Origin of the sequence: Lentzea sp. NPDC060358, from assembly GCF_042725365.1 — a bacterium.
GTDB lineage: Bacteria > Actinomycetota > Actinomycetes > Mycobacteriales > Pseudonocardiaceae > Lentzea.
Window position 1 is genome coordinate 34416 of record NZ_JBHXCW010000035.1, and the last position, 14305, is coordinate 48720.

The following is a 14305-nucleotide window of genomic DNA, read 5'->3' on the forward strand; positions in this document are numbered from 1 at the left end:
GCCGCACACCGGGAAACGGCGTCGAAGTGACGAAGGATCTGTTCCCCGACAGGGTGTCAGCAGAGGTGGACAGTGAAGAGAACGCTCGGCATCGGCCTCGCCGTCGTGCTGCTGGTGGGCGTGGTGACCGCCGTCGTCCTGGGCCAGGGCGGCGACGAGCCGGCGCGGCTGCAGACCGTGCGCGGGGTCATCGGATCGGAGAAGCTCGCCTTCTTCGCCGACCAGCGGGTCAGGGACGTGTTCGCGAAGCACGGCCTCCTGGTGCAGGTCGATCCCGCCGGGTCGCGGCAGATCGCGACGACCGTCGGCCTGGACGCCTACGACTTCGCGTTCCCGTCGTCCGCTCCCGCCGCCGAGAAGATCCAGCGGGACCGCAAGGCGGCGCGGACGTACGCGCCCTTCTCATCGCCGATGGTGGTGGCGACGTTCGACCCCGTCGCCGAACTGCTGGCGAAGGCCGGCGTGGTGAAGTCCGGGCCGGGCTACCCGACGTTCGACGTGCGGGCCTACCTGGACCTCGCGGCCAAGGGCACGCGGTGGGACCAGCTGCCCGGCAACACCTCCTACCCCGCGCGCAAGAACCTGCTGGTGACGACGACCGACCCGCGTGACTCCAACTCCGCGGCGATGTACCTCGCGATCACCTCGTTCGTCGCGAACGGCGGGGTCGTGTCGTCGCCGGACGCCGAGGCGAAGGTGCTGCCGTCGGTGTCGAGGCTGTTCCTCGACCAGGGGTACACGCAGAGCAGCACCGAGGGCCCGTTCGAGGACTACCTGTCCGCGGGGATGGGCAAGACGCCGCTGGTGCTCGCCTACGAGGCGCAGTACGTCGACCGGGTGGTGCGCGGCGACTCGAGCGTCCAGCCCGGCATGCGGCTCCTCTACCCGGCGCCGACCGTGCTGTCGAAGCACACGCTCGTGCCGTTGCGCGAGAGCGGGGACCGGGTCGGGCAGCTCCTCTCGACCGACGCCGAACTGGTGAGGCTCGCCGCCACGTTCGGCTTCCGCACCGCCGATCCCCGGCACTTCGCCGACGTCGTGAAGGAGAAGAACCTGACCGTGCCGCAGACCATCGTGGACGTCGTCGAACCGCCCGCGCACGAGACGCTGGAGCGGATGCTCGAAGCGATCGCGAAGCAGTACTGACGTGGCCGGCTTCGTGCTGACACCCCCGGAGCCGGTCGAGCCCGTGCCGGCCGGCCGGGCCGCCGGGCTGATCCCCGTCGACGACGAGGTGCGGGCCTCGCTTTCTCTGCGCGCCACCGAGTTCGTCGACGCGTTGGCCGCGGCCGACCCGCGGTCGCCGGACTTCGGCCGCGTCGTGGACGAGGCGCTCGTGCTCGGCGAGGCGGAGATGCGGGTGGCCGCCGGGATCGCGGGCCGGCTGCTCGACCGCGCGCTCGCCTCCGCCGCGGCACCGCCGGCCGTCTCCACGAGCCTCGCGGAGCTGCGGAGGTCGGTGCGCGAGCTGGACCCCGCCGACCTCACGAAGCTCACCGGCCGCAAGGTCTGGGGCTTCCTGCCCGGTGGCCACGCCGCACGCGGCCTGCTGGCCCGCCTGCGCGCCGCCGACGAGCCGGTGAACCGGATCGTGCTGAGGCTGCGGTCCGGTCAGGACGCCCTCAAACGCGACAACGCCGCCGTCAAGGGCGAACGGCAGCGCCTGTGGGAGCTGATGACCGCGCTGTCGCGGCACGTCGCGCTCGCCGCCGCGATGGACGAGGCCGTCGAACGCCAGGTGGCGGTCCTGGACCTGTCCGACCCCGCACGCGCGCAGGCGTTGCGCGCGGACGTGCTCTTCGTTCTGCGGCAACGTCACCAGGACCTGCTGACCCAGCTCGCGGTGTGCGCGCAGGGGTACCTGGCGCTGGACGTCGTGCGCCGCACCAACGACGAGCTGATCAAGGGCGTCGACCGCGCCGTCGGCACCACCGTGACGGCGTTGCGGATCGGTGTGGCGGTCGCGGCGGCGCTGGCCGGGCAGCGCGAGGTGGCCGACCAGGTCGACGCCGTGCGCGGGCTGACCGACTCGATCCTGCGCTCCAACGCGGCCGCGCTCTCCGCGCAGGGACAGGACGTCCAGCGCATCGCGGCCACCCCGGCCGTCGGCGCCGAGGCGGTGCGGACGTCGTTCGACCAGATCTACGCGGCCATCGACGCCATCGACACGTTCCAGGCCCGCGCCGCCGACTCGATGGCGAGCACCGTGTCCGCGCTCGACGCCGAGATCCGCCGGGCCCACGACCACCTCCGCCGTCAGCACTCCCGGGAGCAGTCATGATCCGCCACGTCATCGGGGTGGCCGCCGCCGCGGCACTGCTCGCGGGGTGTTCCGGCGAGCCCGGCCCGGACAGCCCGGTCGGCGAGGCCGCCCCCGGCACCCTCCGGGTCCTCGCCGGCAGCGAGCTGGCCGACCTCCAGCCCGTCCTCGACGAGGCCGCCCGGGCCACCGGGGTCACCGTGGAGTTCCGCTTCACCGGCACCATCGAGGGCGCCGACCAGGTCGCGAGCGGCGCCGCCGAACAGGGCTTCGACGCCGTCTGGTTCTCCTCCAACCGCTACCTGGAACTCGTGCCGGACGCCCAGAAACGGCTCGGCACCGCGACCAAGGTCATGTCCTCCCCCGTCGTGCTCGGCCTGCCCGCGCGCAAGGTGCGGGAGCTCGGCTGGGACGGCCGGCGCGCCGGCTGGGCCGAGATCGCGCAGGCGGCCGGGGCGGGGAAGTTCACCTACGGCATGACCGACCCGTCCGCCTCCAACTCCGGGTTCTCGGCGCTCGTCGGCGTCGCCGCGGCGCTGTCCGGCGACGGGGCGGCGCTCGACGCCGGCCGGATCGCCGCGGTCGCACCGCAGCTCACCCGGTTCTTCAGCGCGCAGAAGCTTTCCGCGGGCTCGTCCGGCTGGCTGGGCGAGGCCTACCGGCAGCCGGGTTCCGGAGTGGACGGTCTGATCAACTACGAGTCGGTGCTGTTGTCCCTCAACGCGTCGCTGCCCGAACCGCTGACGATCGTGCACCCGGCCGACGGCGTGGTGACCGCCGACTACCCGCTCACCCTGCTGACGTCGGCGAACACCGACGCGCGCGAGGCGCACCGCAAGCTCTCCGACCACCTGAGGAACGCGGACGTCCAGCGCAAGATCATGGACACCACACACCGCCGCCCCGCCGTCGCCGGGGTGCGGCTGGGTGACGAGTTCGCGGTGAAGGACCTCGTCGAACTGCCCTTCCCCGGCAGCCAGTCCGCTGTGGACGGTCTGATCACGGCGTACTTCGACCGGCTGCGCCGCCCGTCGCGCACGCTCTACGTGCTGGACACGTCCGGCTCGATGCGGGGCGACCGCATCGACGGCCTCAAGCAGGCGCTGTCCGGGCTGACCGGCGCGGACGCCTCGCTCGCCGGGAAGTTCAGCCGGTTCCACGGGCGGGAGCAGGTGACGCTGCTGCCGTTCAGCAGCACGGCCCGCGCTCCGCAGCTGTACGAGGTGCCGCAGGACGACCCGCAGCCCGTCCTCGACCAGATCCGCGGCACCGCCACCTCGCTCGACGCCTCCGGCGGCACGGCGATCTACAGCAGCCTGCGCGGCGGGTACGACGTGCTGCGCCGGCAGGTCGACGCCGATCCCGACCGCTTCACCTCGATCGTGCTGATGACCGACGGCGAGAACACCGGCAGCGAGGACGCCGGCGACTTCCAGCGGTTCCACGGCACCCTGCCACCGGACCTGAGGGGCGTCCCGATCTTCCCGGTGCTGTTCGGCGAGAGCGCCGCCGCCGAGATGGACCAGCTCGCGAAGATGAGCGGTGGCAAGGTGTTCGACGCCCGCGGCCGGTCGCTCTCCGCCGCCTTCAAGGAGATCCGTGGCTACCAGTGACCGGGTGCTGCGCCACCTGGGGTCGTGGAAGAACCTCGCGGGCTGCACCGGCGGGCTGATCGGCCTGGCGCTGCACTTCACGGGCCTGGCCGGGTCGTACTGGGTCGCGGTCGTCGCCGGCCTGTACGGCGTGGGCGCGCTCGCCGCCCCTCCCGAGCGGATCACGCTGGTGACCGCCCCCGAGGAGGAGGCGGGCGAGCTGCGCCGGGAGCTGGACGCGCTCGTGGCCCGCGTGCGGGCCCTGCGCGTGCCGGACGAGGCCGTGCCGAGGCTGGACGAGATCGCCGAGGTGCTGCGCGGCGTGCTGGACCGGCCGCGGGAGCTGCGGGCCGACCCGGACGCCCTGCACGCCGTCACCCGGCTCGTGGGCACCGACCTGCCGCTGTCCGTGCAGACCTACCTGAACCTGCCGTGGTGGTACGCCGCCACTCGCGGTTCCGGCGCGGAACTGGTGCGGCAGCTCGACCTCCTGCACGCCGACGCGGTGCGCGCCGCCGAGCGGTTCCACTCGGCGGACGCGCGGCGCCAGGCCGACCACACGCGCTACCTGGAGGACCGGTAGCTCACCCGATCGCCGCGGCGGCGGCCCGGCCCGCGGTGCGGCCGGAGAACAGGCAGCCGCCGAGGAACGTGCCCTCCAGCGCGTTGTAGCCCATCATCCCGCCGCCGCCGAAGCCGCTCGCCTCACCGGCCGCGTACAGGCCGGGCACGGGCGTCCTGCCGTCCACGAGGCACCGGCCGGACAGGTCGGTCTCCAGGCCGCCCAGCGTCTTGCGGGTCAGGACGTTCAGCCGCACGGCGATGAGCGGGCCGTTGGCCGGGTCGAGGAACCGGTGCGGCTTCGCGGTGCGCAGCAGCTTGTCGCCGCGGTAGGAGCGGTGCTGCTGCAGGAACGTCACCTGCGCGTCCTTCGAGAACGGGTTGGTGAGCTCGCGGTCGCGCGCCTCGAGCAGCGTGCGCACGGACGCCTCGTCGATCAACTCGGCGTCGCCTACCTCGTTCATGCCGGCGACGAGCTCGGTCAGCGTGTCCGCGACGACGAAGTCCGCGCCGTGCTTCTTGAACATCTCGATCGGCGAGTTCGGGTTGTTGCCGCGGGCCCTCGCGAGCAGCAGCTTGAGGTCCCGGCCGGTCAGGTCGGGGTTCTGCTCGGAGCCCGAGAGCGCGAACTCCTTCTCGATGACCTTCTGGGTGAGCACGAACCACGAGTAGTCGTAGCCGGTGCCGCGCAGGTGGCTCAGCGTCCCGAGGGTGTCGAAGCCGGGGAAGTACGGGGCGGGCAGGCGCTTGCCGGTCGCGTCCAGCCAGATGCTCGACGGGCCGGGCAGGATGCGGATGCCGTGGTTCTCCCAGATCGGGTTCCAGTTGCGCAGGCCCTCGACGTAGTGCCACATCCGGTCCGCGTTGATCACGCGGGCGCCGGCGGTCTTCGTGATGCCGATCATCCGCCCGTCCACGTGGGCCGGGACGCCGGCGACCATCGTCTTCGGCGGGGTGCCCAGGCGCTCGGGCCAGGCCTCGCGGACGAGGTCGTGGTTGCCGCCGATGCCGCCGGAGCTGACGACCACCGCCTGCGCGCGGAGCTCGAACTCCCCCGCCACGTCCCGGGAGGAGGCCTGGCCGCGTTCGATCGTGCTCGGGGCGAGCACCCGGCCGCGCACGCCGGTCACGGTCCCGCCGTCGACCAGGAGCTCGTCGACGCAGTGGCGGAACCGGAAGGTGATCCGCCCGGTGGCCGCGTGGGCGCGCACCCGCCGTTCGAAGATCTCGACGACACCGGGCCCGGTGCCCCAGGTGATGTGGAACCGCGGCACGGAGTTGCCGTGGCCGTTCGCGCGGCCGTCCCCGCGCTCGGCCCAGCCGACGACCGGGAACACCTTGAGCCCCATGCCCTTCAGCCAGCTGCGCTTCTCGCCGGCCGCGAAGTCGACGTACGCCTCGGCCCAGCGCCGCGGCCACTCGTCCTCGGGGCGGTCGAACTGCGCGCTGCCCAGCCAGTCCTGCCAGGCGAGCTCGCGGGAGTCCCTGATCCCCAGCCGGCGCTGCTCGGGGCTGTCGACGAACAGCAGCCCGCCGAGCGACCAGAACGCCTGTCCTCCGAGCGACTGCTCGGGCTCCTGGTCCAGCAGCAGCACCTTCTTGCCCGCATCGGCGATCTCCGCCGCGGCGGCGAGGCCGGCCAGACCGGCCCCGACCACGATCACATCGGTGTCCACGCGCACTCTCCACATCGTCCCTGTCCTGCGCCGCCACTCTCCTCGGCGCGCGCACGGCGAACCAGATGACTTGTCAGCATCCGACAGCTAGGTTTGTCATCCTCTGACAAGGAGCTGTCCCGTGCCCGACACCCGCGACCAGGTGCGCCGGCAGATCGCCGGCGACGCCGTGCTGACCGAGCACCTCATGGACGTGATCCTGGCGGAGATCCCCGGCTACCAGGTGCTCGACGCGGTGCAGCTCGAGGAGGTGCGGGCGCAGATCCGCTGGAACGTCGACCGGGTGCTCGAGCTGTGGGCGACCGGCACGGCGCTGACGGAGGCCGACGCCAACCGGTTCCGCGGGGTCGGCGCCGTGCGGGCGCGCGACGGCCGGCCGCTGTCGGTGATCCTGCGGTCCTACCGGGTCGCCGCCAGCGCGTTCATGGGCTACGTGGCCGACCGCTTCGGCGAGGTGCTGACCGCCGGCGACATGGCCGACCTCACCAGGGTCTGGCTGGCCGCCGACGACCGGCTCTCCGACGCGCTGCACGACGGCTACCAGGCCGCCGGGAACTCGATCAGCACCGACCGCGACCGCGCGATCGGGCGGCTGGTCAGCGACCTCGTGCTGGGCCGCCACGCGCACGAAGGCGCGTTCGGCGCCCGCCTGCGCGAGCTCGGCGTGCGGCTCCCCCCGCAGTTCACCGTCGTCGTGCTCCAGCCCGGTGCGCCCGCCGACGCCGTGCTGCCGGCCGTGGCCGAGCCGGCGATGCACGCGGTCATCGACGGAACGGGCGTCGTCGTCACCGGGCAGGCGGACCTGAAGGCGGTGCACCGCCGCGGCACGCGGTGCTGCGTGCTGGCGGACATCGGCGCGAACGAGGCCCCGCGCTGGTTCCGGCTGGCGAAGGCGTGCCTGGACCGCGCGCCCGCGGACCGGCTGGTCTTCGACCGCGGCGACGCCGAGGTGCTGGCGCTGCTGGCCGGGCGCGCCGACGCGGACCCGGACCGCGCGGCGTCGACCGTGCTGGCGGCGATCGCGGCCCAGGCGCACCTCCTCGAGACCCTGGACGCGCTGTTCGTCTCGGCCAGCGCTGAGGAAGTCGCGGCACGGCTGGGAGTCCACCCGCAGACCGTGCGCTACCGGATCCGGCGGATCACGGCGCTGACGGGACGCGACCCGCGCCGGCCGTGGGACCTGTTCGTCCTGCAGTGCGCCCGGCTTTCCCGGCGCTGACCGGAGAACACGATCCGCTCCGCGGCGCGGCTCCCGTCCTTCAGAGCGTGTCGACCGCCTGGGTGGCGGTCGCCGGTCTCCGCCAGGTTCCTCGGGTCCTGGCGGGGGAAGTGCAGTCGAAGGTGAAGCGGTGCTGCCGACGACACCGGGAGCCCCCACCGGTTCCAGCGCCCGGCGGACCTTCGCCACGTACCCCTGCAGCGTCTTCGCCGCCGTCGGCGGCACGTCCTCGCCTCACAGGGCGTCGACCAGCGCCGACCTCGACACCACCCGTCCGGATCCCAGCGCCGGCAGGGCGAACACGGCGGCACATCACCGCCAGATAACCGAACGGTCACGGCCGCATATACCGACCGACCACTTGGTCGGTGCCGCTGGTTGGCTCGGCACATGGACATCGAGACGGCGATCGCGAGCCTGGACCTCCCCGCCAAGGTGCGGCTGCTGACCGGTTCCGCGCTCTTCGCGCTGCACGCCGAGCCGCGCATCGGGCTGGCGGCGCTCAAGCTCTCCGACGGCCCGACCGGTGTCCGCGGCGCGGAGCTGCGCGGCGGCACGATCGCCTGCGTCCTGCCGAACGCGACCCTGCTCGCGCAGCACTGGGACCCCGGCCTGGCCCGCGAGGTCGGCGAGGTGCTCGCGGACGAGGCGGCGGCGCAGCAGGTGCACGTCGTGCTCGGCCCGACGATCAACCTGCACCGCACCCCGCTCGGCGGCAGGCTCTTCGAGGCCTACAGCGAGGACCCGCTGCTCACCGGCGTGCTCGCCGCCGCGTACGTGCGCGGGTTGCAGGACAAGGGGATCGCGGCGACGCCGAAGCACTACGTGGCCAACGAGTCCGAGACCGAGCGGCGCACCGCGAGCATGGTGCTCGACGAGAAGACGTTGCGCGAGCTGTACCTGCTGCCGTTCGAGATCGTCGTCGAGGACTCCTCGCCGTGGGCGGTCATGGCGGCCTACAACAACGTCAACGGCGTACCCGCGACCGAGCACACCGAGCTGGTCGAGGGCGTGCTGAAGGGCGAGTGGGGCTTCGACGGCCTGGTCATGTCCGACTGGTTCGCCACGAAGTCCACCGCCGCCAGCGCGAACGGCGGCCTCGACCTCGTCATGCCCGGCCCCGGCGGGCCGTGGGAGGACGAGCTCGTCGCCGCCGTCGAAGCGGGCGAGGTGAGCGAGCAGACCGTCGACGACCACGTGCGCCGCCTGCTGCTCCTGGCCGCGCGGACCGGCGCGTTCGGCGGCGAGCGCGCGTGGCCCTCCGGCCTTCCCGCGCCGGACGGCGCGAGCAGGCGCGAGCAGCTGCGGCGGTTCGCCGCCGGGGGCATGGTGGTGCTGAAGAACTCCGGGGCACTGCCGCTCGAAACGTCGTCACGGGTGGCGTTGATCGGCCGGCACGCGCTCGACACCGTCGCCCAGGGAGGCGGCTCCGCCGGACTGCGGCCACCGCACGTGATCAGCGTCGCCGACGGCCTGACCGCGGCGGCCGGGCCGAACGTGTCCGTTGTGGACGGTGTGGAGGTGCGGCAGCGGTACGCGGCCCCGAAGATCCTCACGAACATCCGCGCCACCACGTACGACGACGGCGGGGAGGTTCTGGCGTCGCGGGAGATGGAGGTCGCCGAGCTCGCGGCGTACGGCGGCTGGGCGCAGGGCGCCGCGTCGATCGAGGTGTCCGGCGAGGTCGTGCTGGACGAGCCGGCGACGCTGCTCGTCGGCGTGCGCGGCTTCGGCGACTGGACGCTCGAGGCGGGCGGCGGGACGCACTCCGCGCGACTGGCCTGGGCGGACGGCATCGTCGAGGAGGCGCTGCTGAAGCCGCCGCACTGGACCACCGAGGTGCGGCTCCGTCCCGGCGACCGGATCACGGCCCGGGTCCGCGGGGCCAGCGCGCTGGCCGGGCTGATCGCCCAGCCCGTGCCGCGCCCTCCCGCCGACGCGATCGGCGCCGCGGTGCGGGCGGCGCGCGAGGCCGACGTGGCGGTCGTGGTCGTCGGTCTCACGGACGAGCAGGAGACCGAGGGCTTCGACAAGACCACGCTGGCGTTGCCCGGCGAGCAGGACGCCCTGGTCGCGGCGGTGGCGGCGGCCGCACGGCGCACGGTGGTCGTGCTGAACGCGGCGACCCCGGTGCTGATGCCGTGGCTCGGCCAGGTCGACGCCGTGCTGTGGGCGGGCCTGCCGGGCCAGGAGGCCGGTGACGCGGTGGCGGCGGCGTTGCTCGGGCACGTCGAACCGGCGGGACGGCTCGTGACCACGTTCCCGCGCACCGACGCCGGGGCGTTGCCGCCGGTGCCGGTCGACGGTGAGCTGAAGTACGACGAGGGCACCGCGATCGGCCACCGGGGTGCGTCCGATCCGCTGTTCTGGTTCGGCCACGGCCTCGGCTACACGACGTGGGAGTACGGCACGCCATCGGTGTCCATTGTGGACGGACTGGTCGGCGTCGTGTCAGTACCGGTCACCAACACCGGCGACCGGCCCGGCCGCGAGGTCGTGCAGGTCTACCTGCGGCCCGAGGCCGAACCGGTCCGGCTGATCGGCTGGGCCACCGCCGACGTCCCCGCCGGGGAGACCGCGCGGGTGGAGGTGACGTGTTCGCCTCGGGTGCAACGGGTCTGGCTCGACGGCTGGCAGCCGCTGCGCGGCGGCGAGGTGCTGGTGGCCCGCGGGCTCGGCGACGTCCGGGCCACCCTGCGGACCGGACGGGAATGAGGTGAGCCGTGTCGTTCCCACCCCGGTCCAGAGCCCGGTCGCGCGTGGACGTCTCCGGTGAGGAGTCCCGGGCGAAGGCCGTGGCCGCCGCCACCGAGCTCTTCGCCCTGGCGGGCTACCGGGGCACGTCCGTCGCGGCCGTCGCGGCGAGGACCGGACTCTCCCAGTCCGGTCTGCTGCACCACTTCCCGACCAAGGCCGCGCTGCTCGCGGCCGTGCTGCAGGAGCGCGACCGGCAGGACGGCGCGTTCCTGGCGGGCGGCACCGGCGCCCCGCTGGGCTGGGCGGCGTTCGACGCGCTGACCGCGCTCGTGGCGCGCAACTCGACGAGGCCCGGCCTGGTCGGGCTGTTCGTGCGGCTCGCTGCGGAGGCGGTCGACCCGGCGCACCCGGCGCACGACTGGGTGCAGCAGCACTACGCGGGCATTCGGACCTGGCTGTGCGAGGCCGTTCGCGCGGGCGTCGACCGCGGCGAGTTCCGGCCGGACACGCCGGTCTCGTCGATCGTGAGCACGACGATCGCGGTGGTCGACGGGTTGCAGCAGCAGTGGTTGCTGCGCCCGGACGAGGTGCCGATGGTGGCCGAGTTCGAGGTTTTCACCTCCGCGCTGCGGGCGAGGTGGGGTACCGTCGGTCGCGGGTGAAGTCAGATGGTGGTGGTTCCGAACTTCCACGGCAAGCAGGCGCTCGACGCGTGGCTCGAAGGCCACGACGCGGGTGTGCTCCTGCAGGGTCCCGATCCGGACGGTCCGCGGCCCGTGCTCAACGGCGTCGTCGTGGCGCAAAGTCCCGCCCCCGGCACGCGGATGCGGCGCTGGGACGTCGTGACGGTCCGGATCGAGGGCGGCGGGGACGGCAGCGGGGTGCGAGAGCCGCGGAGACCGTTGCCCGAACGTCGTGAGGCGCTGAAGCGCTCCGACGGCTGATCTCGCGAGGTGGTGGCCCGGAGTGCAGTCTGGGGGACCCGTCCGGGCCACCGGTCTCGAGGAGAGGTGGCCGACGTGTGCGGTGACTTTCACACGCCGGCCGGGTTCGTGGGCCAACCGGGTCCGGCAACTGCGCCGACCCCCAAATCCCGGGTGTTCCCGGGCCTGGCGGCGCAGGTACCGGCTCTGTGGACAAAGGTGCCAGGAGGCGTGCACAGATTTCGCCCAGGCCGTGCACAGACGGTCAGGATGTGCGCGAGGATGGCGGTGCCGACGGTTGCCGATCATCGAGGAGAGACACGCCCGTGGAGTTCCTGCTGCTCGGCTCGCTGGCGGTACGGCGGGAGGGCGCACTGCTGGAGCTGGGAGGACCGAGACAGCGCGCGGTGCTGACGATGCTGCTGCTGCACGCGAACGAGGCGGTCAGCGTCGCCCAGCTGACGGACGCGGTGTGGGACGTCCCGCCGGTGTCGCCCGAGTCGAACCTCCGCACGTACGTCGCCGGGCTGCGCAAGGTCGTCGGCGACCGGCTGGTGACGCGGCCGGGGCACGGCTACCAGCTCACCGTCGAGCCGGGCGAGCTGGACCTCGACGCGTTCGACGAGCAGGTGCGCGCCGGTGAGGACGCGCTGGCGGACAACGACACCGAGGCCGCGGCGGCGGCGTTCGCGCAGGCCCTGGCCCGCTGGCACGGCATCCCCACCGCGGAGCTGAACGCGGGACCGCTGCTGCGCGCGGAGTTCACCCGCATCCAGGAGCGCAGGCTCTCCGCCGTGGAGCGCCACGCGAGGGCCGCGCTCGAGCTCGGCCGGTTCGACGACGTGATCGACCGGCTGCGGCGGGAGACGGCGCTGCACCCGTTGCGGGAGGAGCTGTGGGCGCAGCTGATGCTCGCGCTCGATCGGTCGGGCCGCCGCGGTGAGGCCCTGGAGATCTATGCGACGGCCCGCAGGCACGTGGTCGAGCAGCTCGGGGTGGAGCCGGGCGCGCGGTTGCGCCAGTTGCAGCAGGTGGTCCTGGAAAGCCGGGTGCCCTCGCCCGCGGCCTTGACCGCGCACCGCCAGCTGCCGATGGACATCGCCGAGTTCACCGGGCGCGAGGCCGAGCTGCGCCGGCTGTGCGAACCGGGCCCGCACACCACGGTCGTGATCTCCGCGATCGAGGGCATGGCCGGGGTCGGCAAGACGAAGCTCGCCGTGCGGGCGGCGCACCGGCTCGTGCAGCGGTACCCGGACGTGCAGCTGTGGGCCGACCTGCACGGGTTCGACGCGGACGAGCTGCCCGCCGACCCGGCCGCGGTGCTGGAGAGCTTCCTGCGGCTGCTGGGCGTGCCGGGCGGGCAGATCCCCGAGTCGCTGGAGGCGCGGGCCGCCCTGTACCGGGACCGGCTGGCCGGCAAGCGCGCACTGGTGCTGCTCGACAACGCCGCGAGCGAGGACCAGGTCCGGCCGCTGCTGCCGGGCAGCGCGTCGTGCACGGTCCTGATCACCAGCCGCCGCACGCTGCTGCGGCTCGACGGCGTGCGGTCGCTGTTCCTCGACGTCTTCACCCCCGGCGAGGCCGTCGGGCTGCTCTCCCGGATCGCCGGCGCGGACCGGGTGGACGCCGACCGCGAGGCGGCGCTGCGGGTGGCCGAGCTGTGCGGGCATCTGCCCATCGCCGTGGCGCTGGCCGCGAAACGGCTCGCCCGGCGTCCTCAGTGGACGGTGCTGGACCTCGTGTCGCAGCTGGAAAGAGGGGGCGGTCTCGGTGCTCGGGGCGTGTTCGACCTCTCGTACCAGGCGCTGCCGGACAACCAGAGGCGCCTGTTTCGCCTCCTCGGACTCCACCCCGGCGAGGACGTCACCGCCGACTCCGCCGCCGCCCTCGCCGGCCTGACCGCCCACGAGGCGGGCGACCTGCTGGAGACGCTGCTCGACGAACACCTGCTCCAGCAGCACACCCCCGGCCGCTACAGCCTGCACGACCTGCTGCGCGCCTACGCCGTCGACCAGGTCACGGCCGCCGAACCCCCGCCCGCCAGGGCCCTGGCCCGGCGGCGGGTGCTGGACTGGTACGTGCACACGTCGTGGCTGGGAGCCCGGCAGCTCAACCCGCAGCGCAAGCTCGAGGTCCCGCCCGCCGACCCGGCCGTGCACCCCCGCGCGTTCGCCGACCGCGACGCCGCCCTGCTGTGGTGCGACACCGAACGCGCGAACCTGGTGGCCGCCGTCCGCGACGCGGCCGAGCACGACCTGCCGGGACACTCCTGGCTGCTCGCCCAGTGCCTGTGGGACTTCTTCAACCTGCGCAAGCACTGGGCCGACTGGATCGACACGCACGGCGTGGGGCTGGCCGCCGCCCGTGCGGCGGGCGACCACGTCGCCGAGGGCAGGATGCTGATCACCCTGGGCATCGGCCTGCGCGAGGTCCGCCGCCACGACGAGGCCATCGACTGCTACCAGCGGGCACTGGCGATCTTCCGCGCGATCGGCGACCGGGCGCGCGAGGAACCGGCCTGGAACAACCTGGGCATCGTCCACCTGGTGCAGGGCAGGTCCGAGGAAGCGCTGACGTGCTTCGAGAACGCCGCCGCCCTCGCCCGCGAACTGGGCAACCCGCACACCGAGGCGGTGACGCTCAACAACATCGCCCTGCTGCACGCCGACGCGGGCCGCTTCGACGTGGCGCTGGCGCGCTACCTGCGGGCGCTGGAGATCCGGCAGGAGATCAAGGACCCGTACAGCGAGGCCATCCTGCTCAACAACATCGGCGAGGTGCACCGGGGCCTGCTCGACTTCCCGCAGGCCGTGTCGTACGTGGAGCGCGCCCTGGAGACGTTCCGGGAGATCGGCGACCTGTACGGACAGGCCGAGTCGCTCGACAACCTGGGCCTCGCGCTCGACGGGCTCGGGGACCGGCGCGGCGCCGAGAAGTGCTGGCTCGAGTCGGTGGCGCTGTTCGAGGAGCTGGGCGAGCCGAAGGCGGACGAGGTGCGGTCCCGGCTCTGAGCCCCGGAGCGTGCCACCCGGAGTGCCGTGGCGATCAAGCAAGGCGCGATCCGTGCCGTACCGCGCCTTGCGACCGTGTCCGGACGGCCTGCCCCCTGGCCGGTTCGACACAACTTAATGCGAAGGACACGGCATGAAGGACCTTTCGTTCGACCTCGACGACCTGGAGCTGGGCGACCTCGCGGTCACCACGATGCGCGACTCCGTCGCCCTGCCCGAGTCCGGCGCGTCCGGCGCGGCCTCGTCCTGTTCCTGCGGCAGCTCGTCCTGCAGCAGCTGCGTTCAGCCCCAGCTCCCGGCCGCATGACCGATCGCGTGCAGGGAGAAGCAGCGCCGTACGCCCTCGTGCGTCTGGCGGCCCTGCCG

At 73.4% G+C, this 14305-nt stretch carries 11 protein-coding genes; 10 read left to right on the forward strand and 1 reads right to left on the reverse strand.

Annotated elements, in window-relative coordinates:
- The first annotated feature begins 72 nt into the window (after window positions 1–72).
- Genes ACFWGZ_RS10685 through ACFWGZ_RS10700 form a run of 4 tightly spaced genes read left to right on the forward strand, consistent with a single transcriptional unit; the run spans window position 73 to window position 4435 of the window.
- Window positions 73–1146 carry a hypothetical protein gene (locus tag ACFWGZ_RS10685; protein ID WP_382451248.1) on the forward strand — a complete coding sequence of 358 codons (1074 nt, stop codon included), beginning with the start codon at window positions 73–75 and terminating at the stop codon, window positions 1144–1146.
- A gap of 1 nt (window position 1147) precedes the next feature.
- Entirely contained in the window at window positions 1148–2281 is a 1134-nt protein-coding gene (locus ACFWGZ_RS10690; protein WP_382451249.1) for a toxic anion resistance protein, read from the forward strand.
- Window positions 2278–3873: a substrate-binding domain-containing protein gene (locus ACFWGZ_RS10695; protein ID WP_382451250.1), complete on the forward strand. Its 1596-nt coding sequence runs from the start codon at window positions 2278–2280 to the stop codon at window positions 3871–3873. Before ACFWGZ_RS10690 ends, ACFWGZ_RS10695 begins: the two co-directional genes overlap by 4 nt.
- A complete protein-coding gene (locus ACFWGZ_RS10700; RefSeq protein ID WP_382451251.1) occupies window positions 3860–4435 on the forward strand; it encodes a hypothetical protein in 576 nt (191 codons plus the stop codon). The genes ACFWGZ_RS10695 and ACFWGZ_RS10700 overlap by 14 nt, the downstream gene beginning before the upstream one ends.
- A 1-nt stretch (window position 4436) precedes the next feature.
- Here the strand turns inward: ACFWGZ_RS10700 and ACFWGZ_RS10705 are convergent, their stop codons facing one another.
- Window positions 4437–6104, reverse strand: coding sequence for an FAD-binding dehydrogenase (locus ACFWGZ_RS10705; protein ID WP_382451252.1), 1668 nt, complete (start codon window positions 6102–6104; stop codon window positions 4437–4439).
- A gap of 106 nt (window positions 6105–6210) precedes the next feature.
- Between ACFWGZ_RS10705 and ACFWGZ_RS10710 the strand changes: the two genes are divergently transcribed.
- The 6 genes from ACFWGZ_RS10710 to ACFWGZ_RS10735 all read left to right on the forward strand — a co-directional run bounded on the left by ACFWGZ_RS10710 (window position 6211) and on the right by ACFWGZ_RS10735 (window position 14246).
- Window positions 6211–7308 (forward strand): PucR family transcriptional regulator, encoded by a 1098-nt coding sequence (locus ACFWGZ_RS10710; RefSeq protein ID WP_382451253.1) that lies wholly within the window; start codon window positions 6211–6213, stop codon window positions 7306–7308.
- 390 nt (window positions 7309–7698) lie between these two features.
- Window positions 7699–10023, forward strand: coding sequence for a glycoside hydrolase family 3 C-terminal domain-containing protein (locus tag ACFWGZ_RS10715; protein WP_382451254.1), 2325 nt, complete (start codon window positions 7699–7701; stop codon window positions 10021–10023).
- 8 nt (window positions 10024–10031) lie between these two features.
- On the forward strand, window positions 10032–10667 hold the full coding sequence (locus tag ACFWGZ_RS10720) for a TetR/AcrR family transcriptional regulator (protein WP_382451255.1): 636 nt from the start codon (window positions 10032–10034) through the stop codon (window positions 10665–10667).
- Between the two features lie 6 nt (window positions 10668–10673).
- A complete protein-coding gene (locus ACFWGZ_RS10725; RefSeq protein ID WP_382451256.1) occupies window positions 10674–10949 on the forward strand; it encodes a PASTA domain-containing protein in 276 nt (91 codons plus the stop codon).
- A gap of 305 nt (window positions 10950–11254) precedes the next feature.
- Complete coding sequence (locus ACFWGZ_RS10730) at window positions 11255–13939, forward strand: BTAD domain-containing putative transcriptional regulator (RefSeq protein WP_382451257.1); 2685 nt, start codon at window positions 11255–11257, stop codon at window positions 13937–13939.
- Window positions 13940–14072: 133 nt separating this feature from the next.
- Window positions 14073–14246, forward strand: a complete 174-nt coding sequence (locus tag ACFWGZ_RS10735; RefSeq protein WP_382451258.1) for a thiazolylpeptide-type bacteriocin — start codon at window positions 14073–14075, stop codon at window positions 14244–14246.
- The last annotated feature ends 59 nt before the right edge of the window (window positions 14247–14305 follow it).

Bases quoted from the DNA above. Each gene is read 5' to 3' on its own strand.
- ACFWGZ_RS10695 (WP_382451250.1), top strand. From the start codon at position 2,278: ATGATCCGCCACGTCATCGGGGTGGCCGCCGCCGCGGCACTGCTCGCG.
- ACFWGZ_RS10705 (WP_382451252.1), bottom strand. From the start codon at position 6,104: ATGTGGAGAGTGCGCGTGGACACCGATGTGATCGTGGTCGGGGCCGGT.
- ACFWGZ_RS10715 (WP_382451254.1), top strand. From the start codon at position 7,699: ATGGACATCGAGACGGCGATCGCGAGCCTGGACCTCCCCGCCAAGGTG.
- ACFWGZ_RS10725 (WP_382451256.1), top strand. From the start codon at position 10,674: ATGGTGGTGGTTCCGAACTTCCACGGCAAGCAGGCGCTCGACGCGTGG.
- ACFWGZ_RS10735 (WP_382451258.1), top strand. From the start codon at position 14,073: ATGAAGGACCTTTCGTTCGACCTCGACGACCTGGAGCTGGGCGACCTC.